Here is a 21,950-nt window from a genome sequence, read left to right as displayed (position 1 = left end):
GAGCTATGATGCGCCCTCAGTTGCCGATGAAGATGCCCACTATGGAAAACCAGAACGCCGCGTCCCGACTTCCCCGCAAGCGCCGCAGCCTCGCGCAGGAACTGGTGACGGTGTTGTCCGAACAGATCCGCGACGGCGAACTCAAGCGTGGCGACAAGTTGCCCACGGAGTCGGCGATCATGGAGGCCCATGGCATCAGCCGCACGGTGGTGCGTGAGGCGATCTCGCGCTTGCAGGCGGCGGGGCAAGTGGAAACCCGCCACGGCATCGGCACCTTTGTCCTCGATACCCCCAGCCCCAGCGGTTTTCGCATCGACCCCGCGACCGTAGTGACCCTGGGCGATGTGCTGGCAATTCTCGAGTTGCGCATCAGCCTTGAAGTGGAGTCCGCCGGCTTGGCGGCCCAGCGCCGCAGTGACGAACAACTGGCGGCTATGCGTGCGGCACTGGATGAATTGGAGGCGCTGAACGCCATCGGCTCCGATGCGGCCGCCGCGGATTTTCAGTTCCACCTGCAGATTGCCCTGGCCACCGGCAACCGCTATTTCACCGACATCATGAGCCACCTGGGCACCAGCATCATTCCCCGCGCCCGGCTGAATTCCGCGCGCATCGTACGTGACGATCAGCAGCAGTACCTGCAACGCCTGGGGCGCGAACACGAAGACATCTACGCCGCGATTGCCCGTCAGGACGGGGAGTCGGCCCGCGCCGCCATGCGTCTGCACCTGACCAACAGCCGCGAGCGCCTGCGCCAGGCCCACGAAGAGGCTCAAGCCCAGCAGGGCTAGCCACCACACCTGCTGCACCCTCCCTCTAACGGGCCGACCAGCGCCGGTGGCAGACATTGATCTGTCGCCGGTGCTGGCCGGCCCGTTGTTCGTTCTGCGTTTTGTTTCAGATTACTCGCTTACATTGTAGGACAACGTACCTCAATGCGACTTTAGTGTGCCTGGGATGAATCGGCATCCGGGATGCGGGTGCCGGTGGCGCGCTATGTCACGGATTTAAAGGCTTTTCGTCTTTCTTCAGGCATCACTGGTCACGCGTCAGGCTCGGCTTTTTCCTCCGCACAGATGAAATGCGGTTGACGATTGTATTTTTAGTTGTACGATGACCTACAACTTCAGCCAGCCTGAGGTAATTTTTCATCACATACGTGTTTTCCAGGGTGTTCGCATAATGAATCCACAAGAACTGAAGTCCATCCTCTCCACCGGCCTGCTGTCGTTCCCGGTGACCGATTTCAATGCCCAAGGCGATTTCCATCGCGAGGGTTACATCAAGCGCCTTGAGTGGCTGGCCCCCTACGGCGCTTCGGCCCTGTTCGCCGCCGGCGGCACCGGTGAGTTCTTCTCCCTGGCCGCCAGTGAGTACTCGGCTGTGATCAAGACGGCCGTCGACACCTGCGCCACCAGCGTGCCTATCCTCGCCGGTGTCGGTGGTTCCACCCGCCAGGCTATCGAATACGCTCAAGAAGCCGAGCGCCTGGGCGCCAAAGGCTTGCTGCTGCTGCCTCACTACCTGACCGAAGCCAGCCAGGACGGGGTGGCCGCGCACGTAGAAGCCGTGTGCAAATCGGTGAAAATCGGCGTGGTGGTCTACAACCGCAACGTCTGCCGCCTGAACGCGCCGTTGCTGGAGCGCCTGGCTGAGCGTTGCCCGAACCTGATCGGCTACAAGGATGGCCTGGGTGACATCGAGTTGATGGTGTCGATCCGCCGTCGCCTGGGCGATCGCTTCACCTACCTCGGCGGCCTGCCGACCGCTGAAGTCTATGCCGCGGCCTACAAGGCCCTGGGCGTGCCGGTTTACTCATCGGCGGTGTTCAACTTCATCCCGAAAACCGCGATGGATTTCTACCACGCCATTGCCCGCGAAGATCACGCCACCGTTGGCAAGATCATCGACGACTTCTTCCTGCCGTACCTGGACATCCGCAACCGCAAAGCCGGTTACGCGGTGAGCATCGTCAAGGCCGGTGCCAAGATCGTCGGCCACGACGCAGGTCCGGTGCGTGCCCCGCTGACCGACCTGTTGCCAGAAGAATATGAAGCGCTGGCGGCGTTGATCGACGCCCAGGGCGCCCAGTAATTCACCCAAGGCCGCTGAGCAATCAGCGGCTTTTTGCGTAAGGAGCTAGTCGTGGCAGAAGTAAAACGTTTCGATAACTACATTGGCGGCCAGTGGGTCGCAGGCGCCGACTATTCGAGCAACGTCAACCCGTCCGATCTGTCGGATGTGATCGGTGACTACGCCAAGGCCGACCTGGCCCAGGTGAATGCCGCCATCGACACCGCTCGCGCCGCGTTCCCGGCCTGGTCGACGTCGGGTATCCAGGCGCGCAGCGACGCCCTGGACAAGGTCGGCAGCGAAATCCTCGCCCGGCGTGAAGAGCTCGGCAACCTGCTGGCTCGGGAAGAGGGCAAGACCCTGCCCGAGGCCATCGGCGAAGTCAGCCGCGCCGGCAACATCTTCAAGTTCTTCGCCGGCGAATGCCTGCGCCTGTCGGGTGACTACCTGCCGTCGGTGCGCCCGGGCGTCAACGTTGAAGTGACCCGTGAAGCCCTGGGCGTGGTCGGCCTGATCACGCCGTGGAACTTCCCGATTGCCATCCCGGCCTGGAAGATCGCCCCGGCCCTGGCTTACGGCAACTGCGTGGTGCTCAAGCCGGCGGACCTGGTGCCGGGTTCGGCCTGGGCCCTGGCAGAAATCATTTCCCGCGCTGGCTTCCCGGCCGGGGTGTTCAACCTGGTGATGGGCAGCGGCCGAGTGATCGGCGACGCCATGGTCAACAGCCCGAAAGTCGACGGCATCAGCTTCACCGGTTCCGTGGGTGTGGGTCGGCAGATCGCCGCCAACTGCGTGGCCCGTCAGGCCAAGGTGCAGTTGGAGATGGGCGGCAAAAACCCGCAAATCATCCTCGATGACGCGGACCTGGCCCAGGCCGTGGAACTGTCGGTGCAAAGCGCCTACTACTCCACCGGCCAGCGCTGCACGGCGTCGAGCCGACTGATCGTCACGGCCGGCATCCACGACAAGTTCGTCGCGGCCATGGCCGAGCGCATGCAGTCGATCAAGGTCGGCCATGCCTTGAAGAGCGGTACCGACATCGGCCCAGTGGTGTCCCAGGCGCAGTTGGAGCAAGACCTCAAGTACATCGATATCGGTCAGTCCGAAGGGGCTCGTCTGGTCAGCGGTGGTGGTTTGGTGACTTGCGATACCGAAGGTTACTTCCTGGCGCCCACGCTGTTTGCCGACAGTGAGGCCTCGATGCGTATCAGCCGTGAAGAGATCTTCGGTCCCGTGGCCAACGTGGTCCGCGTCGCGGATTACGAAGCGGCCCTGGCCATGGCCAACGACACCGAATTCGGTCTGTCGGCGGGCATCGCCACCACCTCCTTGAAGTACGCCAACCACTTCAAGCGCCACTCTCAGGCAGGGATGGTGATGGTCAACCTGCCGACCGCCGGCGTCGATTACCACGTGCCGTTCGGTGGTCGCAAAGGTTCGTCTTACGGTTCGCGCGAGCAAGGTCGCTATGCGCAGGAGTTCTACACCGTGGTGAAGACCTCCTACATCGGATCCTGAGTCCGTTGTCTCCCCGGAAGCCTTGGCCTGAGGTCTTTCGGGGCGTTTCAAAAAGAATGTTGACCCGCATAAAAATAATTCGTGGGAGTGCATCGTATGCAATCGACCAAGCCGACCCGTGTCCGCTATTTGATCTTGCTCATGCTGTTTCTGGTGACGACGATCAACTACGCCGACCGCGCCACCATCGCTATCGCGGGCTCCAGCCTGCAAAAAGACCTCGGCATTGATGCCGTCACCCTGGGCTACATCTTCTCCGCATTCGGCTGGGCCTACGTGGCCGGGCAGATCCCCGGCGGCTGGCTGCTGGACCGTTTCGGTTCGAAGAAAGTCTATGCCCTGAGCATTTTTACCTGGTCGCTGTTCACCGTGCTGCAAGGCTATGTCGGTGAGTTCGGTGTCTCCACGGCCGTCGTTGCGCTGTTTATGCTGCGCTTCCTGGTTGGCCTGGCCGAGGCGCCGTCCTTCCCTGGCAACGCGCGCATCGTCGCGGCCTGGTTCCCCACGTCCGAGCGCGGCACCGCCTCGGCGATCTTCAACTCGGCGCAGTACTTCGCCACGGTGTTGTTTGCCCCGTTGATGGGCTGGATTGTCTACCGCTTCGGCTGGCAGCACGTGTTTATCGTCATGGGCGTGATCGGCATCGTGTTCTCGCTGATCTGGCTGAAAGTCATCTACGGCCCGCGCCAGCACCCGCTGATCAACGAAGCCGAGTTCCAGCACATCGCTGACAGCGGCGGCCTGGTGGACATGGATCAGGACAAGGTCAAAGGCAAGCGCAACGACGGTCCGAAGTGGGACTACCTGCGGCAGCTGCTGACCAACCGCATGATGCTTGGCGTCTACCTGGGCCAGTACTGCATCAACGGCATCACCTATTTCTTCCTCACCTGGTTCCCGGTGTACCTGGTGCAGGACCGCGGCATGACGATTCTCAAAGCAGGTTTCATTGCGTCCTTGCCGGCCATCTGCGGGTTTATCGGTGGGGTACTGGGTGGGGTTATTTCCGACTACCTGTTGCGCAAAGGCCACTCCCTGACCTTCGCCCGCAAGGCGCCGATCATCGCCGGCTTGCTGGTCTCCAGCAGCATCGTGGCCTGCAACTATGTCGAGATCGAATGGATGGTGGTGGGCTTCATGGCCCTGGCGTTCTTCGGCAAGGGCGTGGGTGCTCTGGGCTGGGCAGTGGTTTCCGACACTTCGCCGAAACAGATCGCCGGCCTCAGCGGCGGCCTGTTCAACACCTTCGGCAACCTGGCCTCGATCACCACGCCGATCGTCATCGGCTACATCATCACGGCCACCGGTTCGTTCAAATGGGCCTTGGTGTTCGTCGGCTGCAACGCCCTGGTGGCTGTGTTCAGCTACCTGGTCATCGTTGGCCCGATCAAGCGCGTGGTGCTCAAGGAACCGCCAAGCAGCGGTTCGCCAGTGACCCAGCTTTCTCATGCTAATTCCTGAAGGGGCGGCATCATGCAGTTGATTGAACATGCCGACTCGCCGCGTTACATCCGCCTGCACGAGCGCGATAACGTGGTGGTCGTGGTTAACGACCAAGGGGTGCCGGCCGGCACTGAATTCGATAACGGACTGGTCACCGTGGACTTCGTGCCGCAAAGCCACAAAGTCACCCTGGTGGACATTCCCCAGGGCGGTGAAGTGATCCGCTACGGCCAGACGATCGGCTACGCCTTGCAGCCGATCCCGCGTGGCAGTTGGGTCAAGGAAGACCAGTTGCGCATGCCCACCGCGCCGCCCCTGGACAGCCTGCCGCTGTCCACCGAGGTGCCCGAGGCCCAGGCGCCGCTGGAAGGCTTTACCTTCGAGGGTTATCGCAATGCCGACGGTACTGTGGGCACGCGCAATATCCTCGGCATCACCACCACGGTGCAGTGCGTCACCGGGGTTCTGGACCACGCGGTCAAGCGCATCAAAGACGAGTTGCTGCCCAAGTACCCCCACGTCGATGACGTGGTGGCCCTGACCCACAGCTACGGCTGCGGCGTGGCCATCACCGCCACCGACGCCTACATCCCGATTCGCACCGTGCGCAACCTGGCACGCAACCCTAACCTTGGCGGCGAAGCCCTGGTCATCAGCCTGGGCTGTGAAAAGCTGCAGGCCGGGCAGGTGATGCACGACAACGACAGTTCCGTGGACCTCAGCGAGCCCTGGCTGTATCGCCTGCAGGACGCCAGCCACGGTTTTGGCGAAATGATCGAGCAGATCATGGCCCTGGCTGAAGTGCGCTTGAAGAAGCTCGACCAGCGTCGCCGGGAAACCGTGCCTGCGTCGGAACTGATCCTCGGCATGCAATGCGGTGGCAGCGATGCCTTCTCCGGGATCACCGCCAACCCGGCGCTGGGCTTTGCCTCCGACCTGCTGTTGCGGGCCGGGGCCACGGTGATGTTTTCCGAAGTCACCGAGGTGCGCGATGCCATCTACCTGCTGACCTCGCGTGCCCAGGACCAGGACGTGGCCCGGGAGTTGGTGCGGGAGATGGACTGGTACGACCGTTACCTGGCCAAGGGTGAAGCGGACCGCAGTGCCAACACCACGCCCGGCAACAAGAAGGGCGGGCTGTCGAACATTGTCGAGAAGTCCCTGGGCTCCATTGTCAAATCCGGCAGCAGCGCGATCAATGGGGTGCTGGGCCCGGGCGAGCGCTTCAAGCGCAAGGGGCTGATCTTCTGCGCCACGCCGGCCAGTGATTTTGTCTGCGGCACCTTGCAGTTGGCGGCTGGGATGAACCTGCATGTGTTCACCACGGGGCGCGGCACGCCCTATGGCCTGGCCATGGCGCCGGTGGTCAAGGTGTCGACCCGCACTGAGCTGGCTCAGCGCTGGCCGGACTTGATCGATATCGACGCCGGGCGCATCGCCACCGGGCGTGCCACGATCGAGGAGTTGGGCTGGGAGCTGTTCCACTTCTACCTGGACGTGGCCAGTGGCAAGAAGCAAACCTGGGCCGAGCAGCAGAAACTGCACAACGACATCACCCTGTTCAATCCGGCGCCCATCACCTGAGGCTGGGTATCCGGGCTGACCGACCTGCGTCCACAGGCCTATTAGCCCGGATGATGGATCTGCGACGTAAATCCATGAGGTTCAACCGCCGACGCTGGCTTATCATTAGCGTCCTAACGACACTCCTCAAGGTTCACCTTCCATGTTGGCCATTTTCCTCGCCACCCTGAGCATTACCGCACCGGTCTTTGCCATGTTGTTTCTCGGTGTGCTGCTCAAGCGCGTGGGCTGGATCAACGACAACTTTATCCACACCGCGTCGGCCCTGGTGTTCAACGTCACCATGCCGGCGTTGTTGTTTCTGGGCATCCTCCATGCCGACCTGCACTCGGCACTCAAGCCGGGCTTGTTGATCTATTTTGCCGTGGCCACCCTGGTGAGCTTTGCCGGCGCCTGGCTGTGGGCCATCTGGCGTTGCCCCAGGGAAGACCGCGGGATCTACACCCAGGGGGCGTTTCGCGGCAATAACGGGGTCATCGGCCTGGCGCTGGCGGCCAGCATGTACGGCGACTACGGGATTTCCCTGGGGGCAATCCTCGCGGCCCTGGTGATCCTTTTCTACAACACCCTGTCGACCATCGTCCTGGCGGTGTACAGCCCGGTGATCAAGTCTGATCCGTGGAGCATCTTCAAGAGCGTGGTCAGCAACCCCTTGATCATCAGCGTGCTGTCAGCGGCGCCCTTCGCCTATTGGCAAATCAGCCTGCCCGGCTGGCTGGACAGCGCCGGCCAGGACCTGGCGGCCATGACCCTGCCCCTGGCGTTGATCTGCATCGGCGGCACCTTGTCCATGGCGGCGCTGCGCAAAAGCGGCAGCCTGGCCCTGAGTTCGAGCCTGGTGAAGATGGTCGGCTTGCCGGTGCTGGCGACCTTGGGCGCCTGGTGGTGCGGGTTTCGCGGGGCCGAGTTGGGGATTCTGTTTCTGTACTTCGGCAGCCCGACGGCAGCGGCCAGCTTTGTCATGGCCCGGGCGGCGAATGGCAATCACGAGCTGGCGGCGGCGATCATCGTCATCACCACGCTGATGGCGGCGCTGACCACCAACATCGGGATCTTCGTGCTGCAGTGGGGCGGGTGGATATAACGCTGTTCGCCGGCAAGCCGGCGAAGAACGGGGTCACTGCGGTTGCTGGTAGGCGTCGATCACTTCTTGGGCCGCGCGGAAGGCATCAATGGCCGCTGGCACGCCTGCGTAGACCGCGCAATGCAGCAGCGCTTCACGGATTTCCTCGACGGTGCAGCCATTGTTCAGCGCGCCGCGCACGTGGCCTTTCAGCTCTTGCGGGCATTTCAGCGCGGTGAGTGCCGCGAGGGTGATCAGGCTGCGGGTTTTCAGCGGCAAGCCTTCACGGTTCCAGACGCTGCCCCAGGCATGTTCGTTGACGAAGTCCTGCAGCGGCTGGGTGAACTCGGTGGCGTTACCCAAGGCGCGATCGACGAAGGCGTCGCCCATCACTTGGCGGCGCATTTCCACGCCGGGCTTTTTCTCTGCGGTCATTGGTTTTCCCTCTAGTGTTGGCGGCGCCAGGCTCGCAGCGAACTGAGCAGCAGAAACGCCACCAGCGCCGGCAGGACGAAAAACAGCATCAGGTGTTCCAGCTTGCCGGCCAGGGGCATGCCGGTGGTGAACGACACCACATGCAGCCCGTACGCCAGGTACAGGGCGAGAAACAGCAGACCCTCGGCCCGGGTCACGCGGTAGCCAGAATAGAACACCGGCAGGCACAACAGCGTCACGCCGAGCATCACGGGCAAGTCGAAATCCAGGGCGTTGGGCGAGACCGACAGCGGTGTCGGCGCCACCAGGGCGGTGATCCCTAGTACCCCCAGCAGGTTGAACAGGTTGCTGCCGATCACGTTGCCCACGGCGATGTCCCGCTGCCCGCGCACGGCGGCGATCAGCGAGGTGGCCAGCGCCGGCAGCGAGGTGCTGACGGCGATGATGGTCAGGCCGATGATGCGTTCCGACAGCCCCAGGTCAGAGGCCACGGTCACCGCCGCCTGCAGCAGCCAGTGGCCGGCGAGGGCCAGCAGTGCCAGGCCCAGCAGCATCAGCAGCAGGCTGCTCAGCCACGGAGCGGGCGGCGTCTGCGTCAGGTGTGGTGGGCGGTGGGCATGACGCGACTGGTACAGCAGCAGGCCCAGGTAGATGACCAGGGCCGTCAGCAGGATCAGGCCGTCCACGGGCGTCAGTTCTTCGTTGTAGGCCAGCACGAACACCAACAGGCTGGCGCCGATCATCAGCGGGATGTCCAGGCGCACCAGCTGCCGGGAAACCCTCAGGGGAATGATCAGGGCCGATAAGCCCAGGGTGACCAGGATGTTGAAGATGCTGCTGCCGATCACGCTGCCCACGGCGATGTCGGTGTTTTCCGCCAGGGTGGCTTGCAGGCTGACCGCCATCTGCGGCGCGCTGCTGCCGAAGGCGAGGATGGTCAGGCCGATGATCAGCGGGCGCACTTGCAGGCGAGCGGCCAGGCGCACCGCGGCCCGGACCAGGAGTTCGGCGCCGGCAATCAGCATCAACAGGCCGCTGAAAAGCTGGAGTACGCTGAGCAGGGGCAAATCGGCTAGTGCGAAAATGGGCAGGGCTCCGTCGATCAGTCGCTGAGGGCTTGCACGCGCACCCGTGCGGTGCCGCTGCGCAGCATACCCAGTTGTTCGGCGGCGCCCCGTGACAGGTCGATCAAGCGGCCACGGGTGTGGGGGCCGCGATCGTTGATGCGAACCACGACGCTTTTGTCGTTGCCCAGGTTGGTGACCATCACCCGTGTGCCGAAGGGCAGTTCGCGATGGGCGGCGGTCATGCCGTGCTGGTCGAAGGGTTCGCCGCTGGCGGTGCGTTTGCCGTGATGCCGGGCACCGTAATAAGAGGCGGTGCCGGTCTGGTCATAACCGCGCGGGTCGACTACGTGGCTGGTGGCGCAGCCGGCGAGCAGGGAGAGCAGGGCACAGGCACTAAGCAGACGCTTCATGGGTGAACCGCTCTCTTTGAGGGGAATTCGAGTGAATCGGTGTGTCGCGGGTGAGCGGCGCGGGCTGACCGGCCAAAACGAGGTGTCAGGCACCCTGTTTTCTCCGACCAGCCGCGCGTTCACTGGATCGTCAGCCTTCGAGCTTGCTTTTCAGCAACTCGTTGACCTGTTGCGGGTTGGCCTTGCCTTTGGACGCCTTCATCGCCTGGCCGACGAAGAAGCCGAACATCTTGCCGCGCTTGGCCTCATCGGCGGCACGGTATTGTTCGACCTGCTCGGCGTTGGCCGCGAGCATTTCGTCCAGCACCGCCGAGATCGCGCCGCTGTCGGTGACTTGCTTGAGGCCACGCTTGTCGATGATCTCGTCAGCGCTGCCTTCGCCATTGGCCATGGCTTCAAACACGGTCTTGGCGATTTTGCCGGAGATGGTGTTGTCTTTGATGCGCAGCAGCATGCCGCCCAGTTGCTCGGCGGAGACCGGCGCCGCGTCGATTTCCAGGCCTTGCTTGTTCAACAGGCTGCCCAGTTCGACCATGACCCAGTTGGCCGCCAGTTTGGCGTCGCCGGCAATCTTCACCACGTGCTCGAAGTAGTCCGCCTGCTCGCGGCTCGAGGCCAGGACGCTGGCGTCGTATACCGAGAGGCCGAACTGCTCCTGGAAGCGCTCGCGCTTCTGCGGTGGCAGTTCCGGCAAGGTGGCGCGAACGTCATCGATGAACGAGTCTTCGATGACCACCGGCAGCAGGTCCGGGTCGGGGAAGTAACGGTAGTCGTTGGCTTCCTCTTTGCTGCGCATCGGACGGGTTTCGTCCTTGTTCGGGTCGTAGAGGCGGGTCTGCTGGATGACTTTGCCACCGTCTTCGATCAGCTCGATCTGGCGCCGCACTTCGGTGTTGATGGCCTTCTCGATGAAGCGGAACGAGTTGACGTTCTTGATCTCGCAGCGGGTGCCGAACTCGACCTGGCCCTTGGGCCGGATCGACACGTTGCAGTCGCAACGCAGGGAGCCTTCGGCCATGTTGCCGTCGCAGATGCCCAGGTAGCGCACCATGGCGTGGATCGCCTTGACGTAAGCCACGGCTTCCTTGGCGTTGCGCATGTCCGGCTCGGAAACGATTTCCAGCAGCGGTGTGCCGGCGCGGTTCAGGTCGATGCCGCTGGCACCGTTGAATTCTTCATGCAGGCTCTTGCCGGCGTCTTCTTCCAGGTGCGCGCGGGTGATGCCGACGCGCTTCATGGTGCCGTCTTCCAGGGGGATGTCCAGGTGGCCCTTGCCAACGATCGGCAACTCCATCTGGCTGATCTGGTAGCCCTTGGGCAGGTCCGGGTAGAAGTAGTTCTTGCGGGCAAACACGTTGTGCTGGCCAATCTCGGCATCCACGGCCAGGCCGAACATCACCGCCATGCGCACCGCTTCCTGGTTCAGCACCGGCAGCACGCCGGGCATGCCCAGGTCTACCAGGCTGGCCTGGGTGTTGGGCTCGGCGCCGAAGGCGGTGGAGCTACCGGAGAAAATCTTCGATTTGGTGGTGAGCTGGGTATGAATCTCCAGCCCGATCACGACTTCCCATTGCATGTGTTTCTCCTCAGAAGCCGGTTGGGGTGCGGGTGTGCCAGTCAGTGTTGAGCTGATACTGGTGAGCGACGTTCAACAAGCGGCCTTCCTGGAAATACGGGGCGAGCAACTGCACGCCGACCGGCAAGCCATCGACAAAACCTGCTGGCATGGACAAGCCCGGCAGACCCGCGAGGTTGGCGGTGATGGTGTAGACGTCTTCCAGGTAGGCGGCGACCGGGTCGCTGCTCTTGGCGCCGATTTTCCAGGCCGGGTTGGGCGTGGTTGGGCCGAGGATGACGTCGACTTCATTAAAGGCAGCCATGAAGTCGTTCTTGATCAGGCGACGGATTTTCTGCGCCTTGAGGTAGTAGGCGTCGTAGTAGCCGGCCGACAGGGCGTAGGCACCGACCATGATCCGGCGCTGGACTTCAGTGCCGAAGCCTTCGCCACGGGAGCGTTTGTACAGGTCGCTGAGGTTGACCGGGTTCTCGCAGCGGTAGCCGAAGCGCACGCCGTCGAAGCGCGACAGGTTGGAGGAGGCTTCCGCCGGGGCGATCACGTAGTACGCAGGAATCGCGTGCTGCATGTTCGGCAGGCTGATTTCCTTGATCACCGCGCCGAGCTTTTCCAGCTCCTTGACGCTGTTGTGAATCAGCTCGGCAATGCGCGGGTCGAGGCCGGCGCTGAAGTATTCCTTCGGCACACCGATGCGCAGGCCCTGCAGCGAACCGTTGAGGCTGGCGCTGTAGTCCGGCACAGGTTCGTCGATGCTGGTGGAGTCGTTCGGGTCGAAGCCGGCCATGCCTTGCAGCAGGATCGCGCAGTCTTCAGCGGTACGCGCCAACGGGCCACCCTGATCGAGGCTGGACGCGTAGGCGATCATGCCCCAGCGCGAAACACGACCGTAGGTCGGCTTGAGGCCGGTGAGGTTGGTCAGGGCCGCGGGCTGGCGAATCGAGCCGCCCGTGTCGGTGCCGGTGGCGGCCGGCAGCAGGCGCGCGGCCACGGCGGCGGCCGAACCGCCGGACGAACCGCCCGGCACGTGTTCCAGGTTCCACGGGTTTTTCGCCGCGCCGTAGTAGCTCGACTCGTTGCCCGAGCCCATGGCGAATTCGTCCATGTTGGTCTTGCCCAGGGTCACGGCCCCGGCAGCGGCCAGCTTGGCGACCACGGTGGCGTCGTAGGGCGCCTTGAAGTTGTCGAGCATCTTCGAGCCGCAACTGGTGCGGATGCCCTGGGTGCAGAACAAGTCTTTGTGGGCGATCGGCGCACCGAGCAGGGCGCCGCTCTCACCGTTGGCGCGACGGGCGTCGGCGCCTTGGCCTGGGTCAGCGCCAGGTCTTCGGTGAGGCTGATGAAACTGTTGAGCTGAGGGTCCAGCTGGGCGATACGCGCCAGCAGGGTTTGGGTCAGCTCTTCGGAGGAAAACTGTTTGTCGGCGAGTCCGCGGGCGATCTCGGCCAGGGTCATGTGATGCATTGCAGGCTCTTTCCCTTTAGTCGATGACTTTCGGAACCAGGTACAGGCCGTTTTCGACCGCTGGCGCGATGGACTGATAAGCCTCGCGGTGATTGGACTCGGTCACAACGTCTGCGCGCAGGCGCTGGCTGGCTTCCAGTGGGTGGGCCAGGGGCTCGATACCGTCGGTATCGACTGCCTGCATTTCATCCACCAGCCCCAGAATGCTGTTGAGGGCGGAGGTGATGTGTGGAAGATCGGCGTCATTGAGGCCAAGGCTGGCCAGATGCGCGATTTTTTCCACGTCGGAGCGTTCAAGCGCCATGGGATTCTCCAGTGGAAAACAGAACGGAAGTCGTCCGTGTGTTAGATTGTCGGAACACTACCGCATTTCTACGGTCTTATGGCCGCGATCGAGGGGGTTGGTGCACAGAAAAGCGGCCAATTTAACATATTGGCGCCTTGCCCAAAATCCCTGTCGTTGTTAGAGTTTGCCGCACTTTTTTACCCACGCGTTGCCTAGGGTCCCTTTCCCATGTTCAAGAAACTGCGTGGCATGTTTTCCAGCGATCTTTCCATTGACCTGGGCACTGCCAACACCCTTATTTACGTGCGCGAGCGCGGTATTGTCCTGAATGAACCATCGGTTGTGGCCATTCGGACCCACGGTAATCAGAAGAGTGTTGTCGCGGTTGGTACCGAAGCCAAGCGCATGCTCGGTCGTACACCGGGCAACATTGCCGCCATTCGTCCGATGAAGGACGGTGTGATCGCCGACTTCAGCGTCTGTGAAAAGATGCTGCAGTACTTCATCAACAAGGTTCACGAAAACAGCTTTCTGCAGCCTAGCCCTCGTGTGCTGATCTGCGTTCCATGCAAGTCCACTCAAGTTGAGCGTCGTGCCATCCGTGAATCGGCCCTGGGTGCCGGTGCCCGTGAAGTGTTCCTGATCGAAGAGCCAATGGCCGCTGCGATCGGTGCCGGCCTGCCGGTTGAAGAAGCCCGTGGTTCGATGGTCGTGGATATCGGTGGTGGTACCACTGAAATCGCGCTGATCTCCCTGAACGGTGTGGTCTACGCCGAATCCGTACGTGTTGGCGGTGACCGTTTCGACGAGGCAATCATCACTTACGTGCGTCGCAACTACGGCAGCCTGATCGGTGAATCCACCGCTGAGCGCATCAAGCAGGAAATCGGCACTGCCTACCCGGGTGGTGAAGTACGTGAAGTCGACGTACGTGGCCGTAACCTGGCCGAAGGTGTGCCACGTGCTTTCACCCTGAACTCCAATGAAGTGCTGGAAGCTCTGCAAGAGTCCCTGGCAACCATCGTTCAGGCCGTGAAGAGTGCCCTGGAGCAATCGCCTCCGGAACTGGCTTCGGATATCGCCGAGCGTGGTCTGGTGCTGACCGGTGGTGGCGCCTTGCTGCGCGACCTCGACAAGTTGCTGGCCCAGGAAACCGGTCTGCCGGTGATCGTCGCCGAAGACCCGCTGACCTGTGTTGCTCGCGGCGGTGGCCGTGCATTGGAAATGATGGATAAGCACACCATGGACCTGCTCTCCAGCGAGTGATTTCGCTGCAGGCATCTATGCTGTTTCGCTCACAGGCAGCACTTTGCAGTGCTGCCTGTGGCGTTTAACTTCTGTCAATCTGCATCCAGGCCGGTTTGATGCCTTATGAATAAAGACAACATTTGCCTGGGAGGAGCGGCTTATTAAACCGCTTTTCGCCAAAGGCCCCTCATTGGGCGTGCGCCTGTTGGTGCTGGTCGTGCTGTCGGTCGCGCTGATGGTGGTCGATGCCCGCTTCACACTGTTCAAGCCAGTGCGTAGCCAGATGTCGCTGGTGCTGATGCAGTCCTACTGGATCACCGACCTGCCGCAACGGCTATGGCAGGGTGTGGCCAGCCAGTTTGGCAGCCGCACCGAATTGGTGGCCGAGAACGAAAAACTCAAGACCGAGAACCTGCTGCTGCAGGGGCGCATGCAAAAGCTCGCGGCCCTGACCGAGCAGAACGTCCGTCTGCGCGAGTTGCTCAATTCCTCTGCGTTGGTCAACGAGAAGGTCGAAGTGGCCGAGTTGATCGGCATGGACCCCAACCCCTTCACCCATCGCATCATCATTAATAAAGGTGAGCGTGACGGCGTGTTCCTGGGGCAGCCGGTGCTCGACGCCCGCGGTCTGATGGGGCAGGTGGTCGAACTGATGCCGTACACCTCCCGTGTGTTGCTGCTGACCGACACCACCCACAGCATTCCCGTGCAGGTCAATCGCAACGGCTTGCGGGCGATCGCCAGTGGCACCGGTAATCCGGAGCGCCTGGAGTTGCGCCATGTGGCCGACACCGCGGATATCAAGGAAGGCGATCTGCTGGTCAGCTCCGGTTTGGGCCAGCGGTTCCCAGCCGGTTATCCGGTGGCGACGGTCAAGGAAGTGATCCACGATTCCGGCCAGCCGTTCGCCATTGTGCGTGCCGTGCCGACCGCAGCGCTGAACCGCAGCCGCTACTTGCTGTTGGTGTTCAGCGACCCGCGCACTGCCGAAGAGCGCGCCAACGACGCTGCCCAGGCCCAGGAAGCCCAGGATCAGCAAGGCGCCGCACCGGTCGTTCCGGCCACTGTGCCCAAGCCTGCGACCGCCGCTCCGGCCACTCCGGCAGCGGCCACCGCTGCGCCAGCGCCTGCGGCTACCCCGGCCAAGCCTGTGGCCACCCCGGTCAAACCGGTCACTAAACCTGTGGTGAAGCCGGCGGCCAGCAAGCCGCCCGCTGCAGCACCGGCCACCACCGGAGGACGAGAATAATGCCGGGTACCAAATACTCCCAGAATGGCTGGATGGTCTGGTTGACGTTCGCCGTCGGCATGTTGCTCAGCGTCTCGCCGTTGCCGCAATTCATGGAAATCCTGCGCCCACTCTGGCTGGCCCTGTTGCTGGCTTTCTGGGCCCTGGCCCTGCCGCACAAGGTGGGCATGGTCACCGCCTGGTGCCTGGGATTGGCAGAGGATGTGCTGTACGGCACCCTGCTGGGCCAGAACGCCTTGATCCTGACCCTGATCACCTTCCTGGTGCTGTCCTTGCAACAGCGCCTGCGCATGTTCCCGATGTGGCAGCAGAGCCTGGTGATCCTGGTGATCTTCGGCCTGGCGCAGTTGGTCCAGCTCTGGCTCAGCGCCCTGACCGGCAACCGCCAACCCACCCTGGCCCTGGTGCTGCCCGCCTTGGTCAGCGCCTTGCTCTGGCCGTGGGTCAGCTTCGGTCTGCGTGGCTTGCGCAGACGTTTCAAAATCAACTAATTCGGTCAGGCATTGGCCCGCACCTCGACAGGGAGATGTCTTGATGAGTCCGCTTTACCTCGCTTCCGGCTCGCCGCGTCGGCGTGAACTGCTGACGCAGATCGGCGTGCCGTTCACCGCCATCAGTGCGGACATCGATGAAACCCCTCTGCTTGATGAGTCGCCTGCGGCCTATGTCGAACGCCTGGCGCGTGGCAAGGCCGCCGCCGGCCTGGGCCTGATCGCCAGCAGCCATTCCCTGGCCCCAGCCTGTGTGCTGGGCGCCGACACCGCGGTGGTGCTCGACGGACGGATCCTCGGCAAACCGCTGGATCAGGCCGACTCCCTGGCCATGCTCACGGCGTTATCGGATCGCGAACATGAAGTGCTGACCGCCATTGCCGTGCTTGACGACCAGCGTTGCGAGTCGCGAGTGGTGCGCAGCCTGGTGCGTTTTCGCCCCATCAGTCCTGAGGAGGCGGCGGCCTACTGGGCCAGCGGCGAGCCCCAGGACAAAGCCGGTGGTTATGGCATTCAGGGGCTTGCTGCGGTGTTTGTCGCGGGGCTCAATGGCAGCTATTCCGCTGTAGTTGGCCTGCCGCTGTGCGAAACCGCAGAACTGCTCGGCCATTTCGGCATACCCTGTTGGCAAAACCTTACAGTGCGCTAAGCGCCGTACCCACCGATGCGGCCTTCTTATCGTGAATATGCCTGAACGAGATCCTGCCATGAGTGAAGAGATTCTGATCAACATCACGCCGATGGAATCGCGCGTAGCGGTGGTCGAAAACGGAGTTCTGCAAGAAGTTCATGTCGAGCGCACCCAGCGTCGCGGCATCGTCGGCAACATCTATAAAGGCAAGGTGGTGCGGGTACTGCCCGGCATGCAGGCGGCCTTCGTCGATATTGGTCTGGATCGGGCGGCGTTTATCCACGCTTCGGAAATCTCCGTACGTGAAGGCCCGGCGGTGGAAAGCATCAGCGCCCTGGTGCACGAAGGGCAGAGCCTGGTGGTGCAGGTCACCAAGGACCCCATCGGTTCCAAGGGCGCGCGCCTGACTACTCAGTTGTCGATCCCTTCACGTTACCTGGTGTACATGCCGCGTACCGCCCATGTCGGGATTTCCCTGAAGATCGAAGACGAAGGCGAGCGCGAGCGCTTGAAGAAAGTGGTCAGCGACTGCGTGGCCCAGGAAGGCATCAAGGAAGCGGGCGGTTTTATCTTGCGCACGGCCGCTGAGGGCGCCGGGGTCGACGAGATCATGATGGACATCCGCTACCTGCGGCGTCTGTGGGACCAGATCGGCACCCAGATCAAGACCATCGGCGCCCCGAGCGTGATCTACGAAGACCTGGGTCTGGCCCTGCGTACCCTGCGTGACCTGGTCAGCCCGAAGATCGAGAAAATCCGTATCGACTCCCGGGAAACCTTCCAGAAGACCACTCAGTTTGTTGCCGAGCTGATGCCGGAAATCGCCGATCGCCTGGAGCATTATCCGGGTGAAAGGCCGATCTTCGATTTGTATGGGGTCGAGGACGAGATCCAGAAAGCGCTGGAGCGCAAGGTGCCGCTCAAGTCCGGTGGCTACCTGGTGGTGGACCCGGCGGAAGCCATGACCACCATCGACGTCAACACTGGCGCCTTTGTGGGCCATCGCAACCTTGAAGAAACCATCTTTAAGACCAACCTCGAAGCCGCCACTGCTATCGCTCGCCAACTGCGCCTGCGCAACCTCGGCGGGATCATCATCATCGACTTCATCGACATGGAAGATGAAGAGCACCAGCGTCAAGTCCTGCGCACCCTGGAAAAACAGCTGGAGCGGGATCACGCCAAGACCAACATCATCGGCATCACCGAGCTGGGCCTGGTGCAGATGACCCGCAAGCGCACCCGGGAAAGCCTGGAGCAAGTGCTGTGCGAACCCTGCAGCAGTTGCCAGGGACGGGGCAAATTGAAAACCCCGGAAACCATCTGTTACGAAATTTTCCGCGAGATTCTGCGTGAAGCCCGGGCTTATCAGGCAGAAGGGTATCGGGTGCTGGCCAATCAGAAAGTGGTCGACCGCTTGCTCGATGAAGAGTCAGGCAACGTCGCGGAGTTGGAAGGCTTTATCGGCCGGACCATCAGGTTCCAGGTCGAAACCATGTATTCCCAGGAACAATACGACGTGGTGCTGCTCTGAATCCGCGTGTTTTTCAGGATTGGAAACGGCTGGTCTCAGCTTTTTGCATGACTATTGCCTTGGGAGCCAACTGACATGGAGCGGCTGATCCGCGTGTTCTCCGCGCTGACTCGCTGGGGGCTGGGCTTCTGCGCATTGGCGCTGGTCCTGGCGGCCTTGTACGTCAGTCTCGGCCGGGAGTTGACCCCGCTGGTGGCCGAGTATCGAGCCGAGGTCCAGGCCAAGGCCGAGGATGCCCTGGGCATGCCCGTGCACATCGGTCGCCTGGAGGGCACCTGGAGCGGTTTCTCTCCGACCCTGTTGGCCCATGACGTGATGATCGGTGACGGTGCCAATGCCTTGCGCCTGGATCAGGTGCGGGTGGTGCCGGATATTTCCGCGAGTCTGCTGGCCCGTGAAGTGCGTATCGGGCTGCTGCAGCTCAGCGGCCTTAGCCTGAGCCTCAAGGAGGACCAGGATGGCCGCTGGCGCCTGGAAGGCTTGCCGGTGCAGGACGACCAGCCGTTCGACCCCGAACAGATGCTCACCCGCATGCAGGTGCTTGGCGAACTGTCGCTGCTCGACAGCCAAGTAACGTTGCAGCCTTTTGAACACCCGGCCCTGACCCTGACCTACGTTGGCCTCAACCTGCGCACCGGCCCAAGCCGCCAGCGCCTGGACGCACGCCTGACCCTGCCCGACGGCCAGCCCCTGGCCTTGAGCTTGCGTACCCGCCTGAAGGCCAACGCCTGGCGCGAAGCTCGGGCCGATGGCTACGTGAGCCTGCCGCAAAGCGATTGGGCCCGGTGGCTGCCGCCGCGCCTGACCCGGCAGTGGCACTTTTCCGAACTCAAGGCCGGTGGCGAGCTGTGGTTCGCCTGGGACAAGGGCGCGTTGCAAAGCGCCAGCCTGCGCCTGAACGCGCCACAACTGACCGGCGCTTATGCGGAGCGCAAACCGATCACCCTCAAAAACCTGGCAGTCAATGCCAACCTCCAGCGCCGCGACGATGGCCTGCGGGTGCAGCTCGACAGCCTGGCGGTGAACCTCGGGGAAACCCGCTGGGAGTCCCGGCTGCAAGTGCAGCAGAAGCGGGCCGACGACCCGGCCCAGGAAGTGTGGAACCTGCAGGCCGACCGTCTCGACCTGACGCCCATCACCCCAGTGCTGGACGCCCTCGTGCCGCTGCCTGAAGGGGTGGCCAAGGCGGTGGACAGCCTCAAGGTCACGGGCGCGTTGCGCAATGTGTTGCTGGACGTGCGGCCCCAGGCCACGGGCGATCAGCGTCTGAGTTTCGCCGCCAACCTGGAGCGGGTCGGCTTTGATGCCTACCACGGTGCCCCGGCGGCACGGAATGTCACCGGCAGCATCAGTGGTGACCTGGGGCAGGGCGAGTTGCGCATGGACAGCAAGGATTTCTCCTTGCACCTGTATCCGATCTTCGCCAAGCCCTGGCAGTACATCCAGGCCAACGCCAAGCTCACCTGGAAGCTGGATCAGGACGGTTTTACCCTGATTTCCCCTTACCTGAAGGTACTGGGCGAGGAGGGCAAGATCGCTGGCGACTTCCTGATCCGCCTGCATTTCGATCACACCCAGGAAGACTACATGGACTTGCGGGTCGGGCTGCTGGAGGGGGACGGGCGCTACACCGCCAAGTACCTGCCGCAAGTCCTGAGTCCGGCATTGGATGAGTGGTTGCGCACGGCGATTCTCAAGGGTGCAGTGGACCAGGGCTTTTTCCAGTATCAGGGTTCGCTCAATCACGGCGCCCTCGACACGGCCCGCAGCATCAGCCTGTTCTTCAAGGTGCATGACGCCGAACTGGCCTTCCAGCCGGGCTGGCCGCACCTGACCAAAGTCAACGGCGATGTGTTTATCGAAGACAGCGGCGTGCGCATTGTTGCCAGCAAGGGGCAGTTGCTGGACACCCGGGTCCGCGATGTTTTCGTCAACATCCCCCATGTTGCCAGCGGCGAGCATTCCCATATGTTCATCGATGGCCAGTTTGCCGGCGGCCTTGGCGATGGCGTGAAGATTCTTCAGGAAGCGCCCATCGGCACCGGCTCGACCTTTGCCGGTTGGCAGGGCGAGGGCGACCTGCAGGGCAAGTTGAACCTGGACATCCCGCTGGTCAAAGGCGACACGCCGAAAATCCAGGTGGACTTCAAGACCGACAAGGCGCGACTCAAGTTGAGCGAGCCCGCCTTGGAGCTGACCCAGCTCAAGGGTGACTTCCGTTTTGACAGCAGCAAGGGCCTGAGTGGGCAGAACATCAGCGCCCAGGCGTTCGACCGGCCCGTGACGGCGCAGATCTTTGCCGATGGCAAGGCCGGCAAGCCCAACACCCGAGTGGTTGCCAAGGGCCAAGTGGCGGTGAAAAAGCTCACCGACTGGCTGAATGTCAGCCAGCCGTTACCCGTGTCGGGGGATGTGCCGTATCAGCTGCAACTGAATCTGGATGGCGCCGATAGCCAGTTGATCGTCAGTTCGAGCCTCAAGGGCGTGGCCGTGGACCTGCCGGCACCCTTCGGCATGGCCGCGAGCACCGGGCGCGAGAGTATTTTCCGCATGACCCTGCAAGGGGCCGAGCGCCGTTACTGGTTCGATTATGGCGACCTGGCCAACTTCACCTTTGCCGCGCCAGCGGGCAACTTCTCCGATGGGCGTGGCGAGTTGTTCCTGGGAGGAGGCGACGCCCAGTTGCCGGCCGGCAAAGGCCTGCGGGTGCGCGGCGTGTTGTCAGAACTGGATGTCGAGCCCTGGAAGGCCCTGGTGGATCGTTACGCCGGCAAGGACCCGGGCGGCAGTGCCAAGCAACTGCTCAGCGGTGCCGATTTCAAAGTGGGCAAGCTCAGCGCCTTTGGCACCACCCTGGATCAAGTCAGCCTGCAATTGGACCGCAAGCCGGCGGCCTGGGCCCTGCAGATCGACAGCCAGCAAGCCAAGGGCAAGGTGAGTATCGCCGACGCCAAGGCGGTGCCGATGACCATCGACATGCAGTACATCCGCCTGCCGGCGGTCGATCCCCAGGTGCAGGCCGACGAGAATGCCCCGGACCCCCTGGCCTCGGTGGACCCCAAGAATGTTCCGGCCATGGATATCTCCATTGCCCAGCTGTTCCAGGGGCCTGACCTGGTGGGCAAGTGGGCGCTCAAAGTGCGCCCCACCGCCAAGGGCATGGCCTTCAATAGCTTGAGCCTGGGGCTCAAGGGCATGGTGCTGGAGGGCGAGGGCGGCTGGGAAGGCTTACCGGGTGCCCGCGGCAGTTGGTATCGCGGGCGCCTGGGCGGCGGCAACCTGGCCGATGTGCTCAAGGGCTGGGGCTTCGCGCCCACCGTGACCAGTGAGGATTTCCACCTGGATGTAGACGGTCGCTGGCCCGGCTCGCCGGCCTGGGTGGCGCTCAAGCGCTTCTCCGGAAGCCTGGATGCCACCTTGCGCAAAGGCCAGTTCGTCGAAGTGGAAGGCGGCGCCCAGGCGTTGCGGGTGTTTGGCCTGCTCAACTTCAACTCCATCGGCCGGCGCTTGCGCCTGGACTTCTCCGACCTGTTCGGCAAGGGCTTGAGCTATGACCGGGTCAAGGGCCTGCTGGTGGCCAGCGATGGCGTGTACGTCACCCGTGAACCCATCACCCTGACCGGACCTTCGAGCAATCTGGAACTCAATGGCACCCTGGACATGGTGGCCGACCAAGTGGACGCCAAGCTGGCAGTGACCCTGCCGGTGACCAATAACCTGCCGATTGCCGCGCTGCTGGTGGGCGCTCCGGCGGTGGGCGGTGCCTTGTTCCTGATCGACAAACTGATTGGTGACCGCGTGGCGCGCTTCGCCAGCGTCAAATACAACGTCAAAGGCCCGTGGAAAGAGCCGAAAATCACCTTCGACAAACCTTTTTGAGA

General features: G+C 62.7%; 17 protein-coding genes and 1 pseudogene. 12 read left to right on the top strand and 6 right to left on the bottom strand.

The features are described from left to right. Positions 1–41 precede the first annotated feature (41 nt). The 6 genes from M1B34_RS03860 (at position 42) to M1B34_RS03835 (ending at position 7,702) form a co-directional block, all read left to right on the top strand. Complete coding sequence (locus M1B34_RS03860; protein WP_123337228.1) at positions 42–791, top strand: FadR/GntR family transcriptional regulator; 750 nt, start codon at positions 42–44, stop codon at positions 789–791. A 391-nt stretch (positions 792–1,182) separates the two neighbouring features. After that, positions 1,183–2,094, top strand: a complete 912-nt coding sequence (kdgD, locus tag M1B34_RS03855; RefSeq protein WP_123337226.1) for a 5-dehydro-4-deoxyglucarate dehydratase — start codon at positions 1,183–1,185, stop codon at positions 2,092–2,094. A gap of 51 nt (positions 2,095–2,145) precedes the next feature. Continuing rightward, positions 2,146–3,591: an aldehyde dehydrogenase family protein gene (locus M1B34_RS03850; protein WP_268264471.1), complete on the top strand. Its 1,446-nt coding sequence runs from the start codon at positions 2,146–2,148 to the stop codon at positions 3,589–3,591. A gap of 96 nt (positions 3,592–3,687) precedes the next feature. Next, positions 3,688–5,052, top strand: coding sequence for an MFS transporter (locus M1B34_RS03845; protein ID WP_268264470.1), 1,365 nt, complete (start codon positions 3,688–3,690; stop codon positions 5,050–5,052). Between the two features lie 12 nt (positions 5,053–5,064). Continuing rightward, positions 5,065–6,618: a galactarate dehydratase gene (gene garD / locus M1B34_RS03840; protein ID WP_123337221.1), complete on the top strand. Its 1,554-nt coding sequence runs from the start codon at positions 5,065–5,067 to the stop codon at positions 6,616–6,618. A gap of 142 nt (positions 6,619–6,760) precedes the next feature. Continuing rightward, complete coding sequence (locus M1B34_RS03835) at positions 6,761–7,702, top strand: AEC family transporter (protein WP_123337219.1); 942 nt, start codon at positions 6,761–6,763, stop codon at positions 7,700–7,702. Positions 7,703–7,735: 33 nt separating this feature from the next. On the opposite strand, the gene M1B34_RS03830 is transcribed toward M1B34_RS03835, so the two are convergent. From M1B34_RS03830 to gatC, 6 genes and pseudogenes are all read right to left on the bottom strand, one after another. Next, positions 7,736–8,116, bottom strand: coding sequence for a carboxymuconolactone decarboxylase family protein (locus M1B34_RS03830; protein WP_123337217.1), 381 nt, complete (start codon positions 8,114–8,116; stop codon positions 7,736–7,738). Positions 8,117–8,127: 11 nt separating this feature from the next. Next, positions 8,128–9,177 carry a calcium/sodium antiporter gene (locus M1B34_RS03825; RefSeq protein WP_268264487.1) on the bottom strand — a complete coding sequence of 350 codons (1,050 nt, stop codon included), beginning with the start codon at positions 9,175–9,177 and terminating at the stop codon, positions 8,128–8,130. Positions 9,178–9,218: 41 nt separating this feature from the next. Then, positions 9,219–9,593 carry a septal ring lytic transglycosylase RlpA family protein gene (locus M1B34_RS03820; protein ID WP_268262875.1) on the bottom strand — a complete coding sequence of 125 codons (375 nt, stop codon included), beginning with the start codon at positions 9,591–9,593 and terminating at the stop codon, positions 9,219–9,221. A gap of 130 nt (positions 9,594–9,723) precedes the next feature. Then, complete coding sequence (gatB, locus tag M1B34_RS03815; RefSeq protein WP_268262874.1) at positions 9,724–11,169, bottom strand: Asp-tRNA(Asn)/Glu-tRNA(Gln) amidotransferase subunit GatB; 1,446 nt, start codon at positions 11,167–11,169, stop codon at positions 9,724–9,726. Between the two features lie 10 nt (positions 11,170–11,179). Continuing rightward, positions 11,180–12,630: pseudogene (gatA, locus tag M1B34_RS03810) on the bottom strand (Asp-tRNA(Asn)/Glu-tRNA(Gln) amidotransferase subunit GatA). A gap of 16 nt (positions 12,631–12,646) precedes the next feature. Beyond that, complete coding sequence (gene gatC / locus M1B34_RS03805; RefSeq protein WP_044461215.1) at positions 12,647–12,934, bottom strand: Asp-tRNA(Asn)/Glu-tRNA(Gln) amidotransferase subunit GatC; 288 nt, start codon at positions 12,932–12,934, stop codon at positions 12,647–12,649. A gap of 210 nt (positions 12,935–13,144) precedes the next feature. Here gatC and mreB point away from each other — a divergent pair, with 210 nt between their 5' ends. The 6 genes from mreB (at position 13,145) to M1B34_RS03775 (ending at position 21,948) form a co-directional block, all read left to right on the top strand. Then, positions 13,145–14,182, top strand: a complete 1,038-nt coding sequence (mreB, locus tag M1B34_RS03800; RefSeq protein WP_002555108.1) for a rod shape-determining protein MreB — start codon at positions 13,145–13,147, stop codon at positions 14,180–14,182. Between the two features lie 142 nt (positions 14,183–14,324). Next, a complete protein-coding gene (mreC, locus tag M1B34_RS03795) occupies positions 14,325–15,413 on the top strand; it encodes a rod shape-determining protein MreC (RefSeq protein ID WP_268264486.1) in 1,089 nt (362 codons plus the stop codon). Continuing rightward, positions 15,413–15,904 (top strand): rod shape-determining protein MreD, encoded by a 492-nt coding sequence (gene mreD / locus M1B34_RS03790; RefSeq protein ID WP_123337206.1) that lies wholly within the window; start codon positions 15,413–15,415, stop codon positions 15,902–15,904. The genes mreC and mreD overlap by 1 nt, the downstream gene beginning before the upstream one ends. A 43-nt stretch (positions 15,905–15,947) precedes the next feature. After that, a complete protein-coding gene (locus M1B34_RS03785; protein WP_268264469.1) occupies positions 15,948–16,553 on the top strand; it encodes a Maf family protein in 606 nt (201 codons plus the stop codon). 58 nt (positions 16,554–16,611) lie between these two features. Beyond that, the gene (gene rng / locus M1B34_RS03780; RefSeq protein ID WP_123337202.1) at positions 16,612–18,069 is read left to right on the top strand and encodes a ribonuclease G; all 1,458 of its coding nucleotides are present in this window, start codon (positions 16,612–16,614) and stop codon (positions 18,067–18,069) included. A gap of 75 nt (positions 18,070–18,144) precedes the next feature. Continuing rightward, positions 18,145–21,948 (top strand): YhdP family protein, encoded by a 3,804-nt coding sequence (locus tag M1B34_RS03775; protein ID WP_268264468.1) that lies wholly within the window; start codon positions 18,145–18,147, stop codon positions 21,946–21,948. Positions 21,949–21,950 lie beyond the last annotated feature (2 nt).

Origin of the sequence: Pseudomonas morbosilactucae, assembly GCF_023241715.1 — a bacterium.
GTDB classification, from domain to species: Bacteria; Pseudomonadota; Gammaproteobacteria; order Pseudomonadales; family Pseudomonadaceae; genus Aquipseudomonas; species Aquipseudomonas morbosilactucae.
The sequence above is the reverse complement of the archived record's forward strand: the minus strand, read 5'-3'. Positions and strand labels throughout refer to the sequence as shown.

What these genes read in the sequence shown, in the direction of transcription:
- M1B34_RS03860 (WP_123337228.1), top strand. Translation starts at nt 42, where the DNA reads ATGGAAAACCAGAACGCCGCGTCCCGACTTCCCCGCAAGCGCCGCAGC.
- kdgD (WP_123337226.1), top strand. Translation starts at nt 1,183, where the DNA reads ATGAATCCACAAGAACTGAAGTCCATCCTCTCCACCGGCCTGCTGTCG.
- M1B34_RS03845 (WP_268264470.1), top strand. Translation starts at nt 3,688, where the DNA reads ATGCAATCGACCAAGCCGACCCGTGTCCGCTATTTGATCTTGCTCATG.
- garD (WP_123337221.1), top strand. Translation starts at nt 5,065, where the DNA reads ATGCAGTTGATTGAACATGCCGACTCGCCGCGTTACATCCGCCTGCAC.
- M1B34_RS03835 (WP_123337219.1), top strand. Translation starts at nt 6,761, where the DNA reads ATGTTGGCCATTTTCCTCGCCACCCTGAGCATTACCGCACCGGTCTTT.
- M1B34_RS03830 (WP_123337217.1), bottom strand. Translation starts at nt 8,116, where the DNA reads ATGACCGCAGAGAAAAAGCCCGGCGTGGAAATGCGCCGCCAAGTGATG.
- M1B34_RS03820 (WP_268262875.1), bottom strand. Translation starts at nt 9,593, where the DNA reads ATGAAGCGTCTGCTTAGTGCCTGTGCCCTGCTCTCCCTGCTCGCCGGC.
- gatB (WP_268262874.1), bottom strand. Translation starts at nt 11,169, where the DNA reads ATGCAATGGGAAGTCGTGATCGGGCTGGAGATTCATACCCAGCTCACC.
- gatC (WP_044461215.1), bottom strand. Translation starts at nt 12,934, where the DNA reads ATGGCGCTTGAACGCTCCGACGTGGAAAAAATCGCGCATCTGGCCAGC.
- mreB (WP_002555108.1), top strand. Translation starts at nt 13,145, where the DNA reads ATGTTCAAGAAACTGCGTGGCATGTTTTCCAGCGATCTTTCCATTGAC.
- mreD (WP_123337206.1), top strand. Translation starts at nt 15,413, where the DNA reads ATGCCGGGTACCAAATACTCCCAGAATGGCTGGATGGTCTGGTTGACG.
- M1B34_RS03785 (WP_268264469.1), top strand. Translation starts at nt 15,948, where the DNA reads ATGAGTCCGCTTTACCTCGCTTCCGGCTCGCCGCGTCGGCGTGAACTG.
- rng (WP_123337202.1), top strand. Translation starts at nt 16,612, where the DNA reads ATGAGTGAAGAGATTCTGATCAACATCACGCCGATGGAATCGCGCGTA.
- M1B34_RS03775 (WP_268264468.1), top strand. Translation starts at nt 18,145, where the DNA reads ATGGAGCGGCTGATCCGCGTGTTCTCCGCGCTGACTCGCTGGGGGCTG.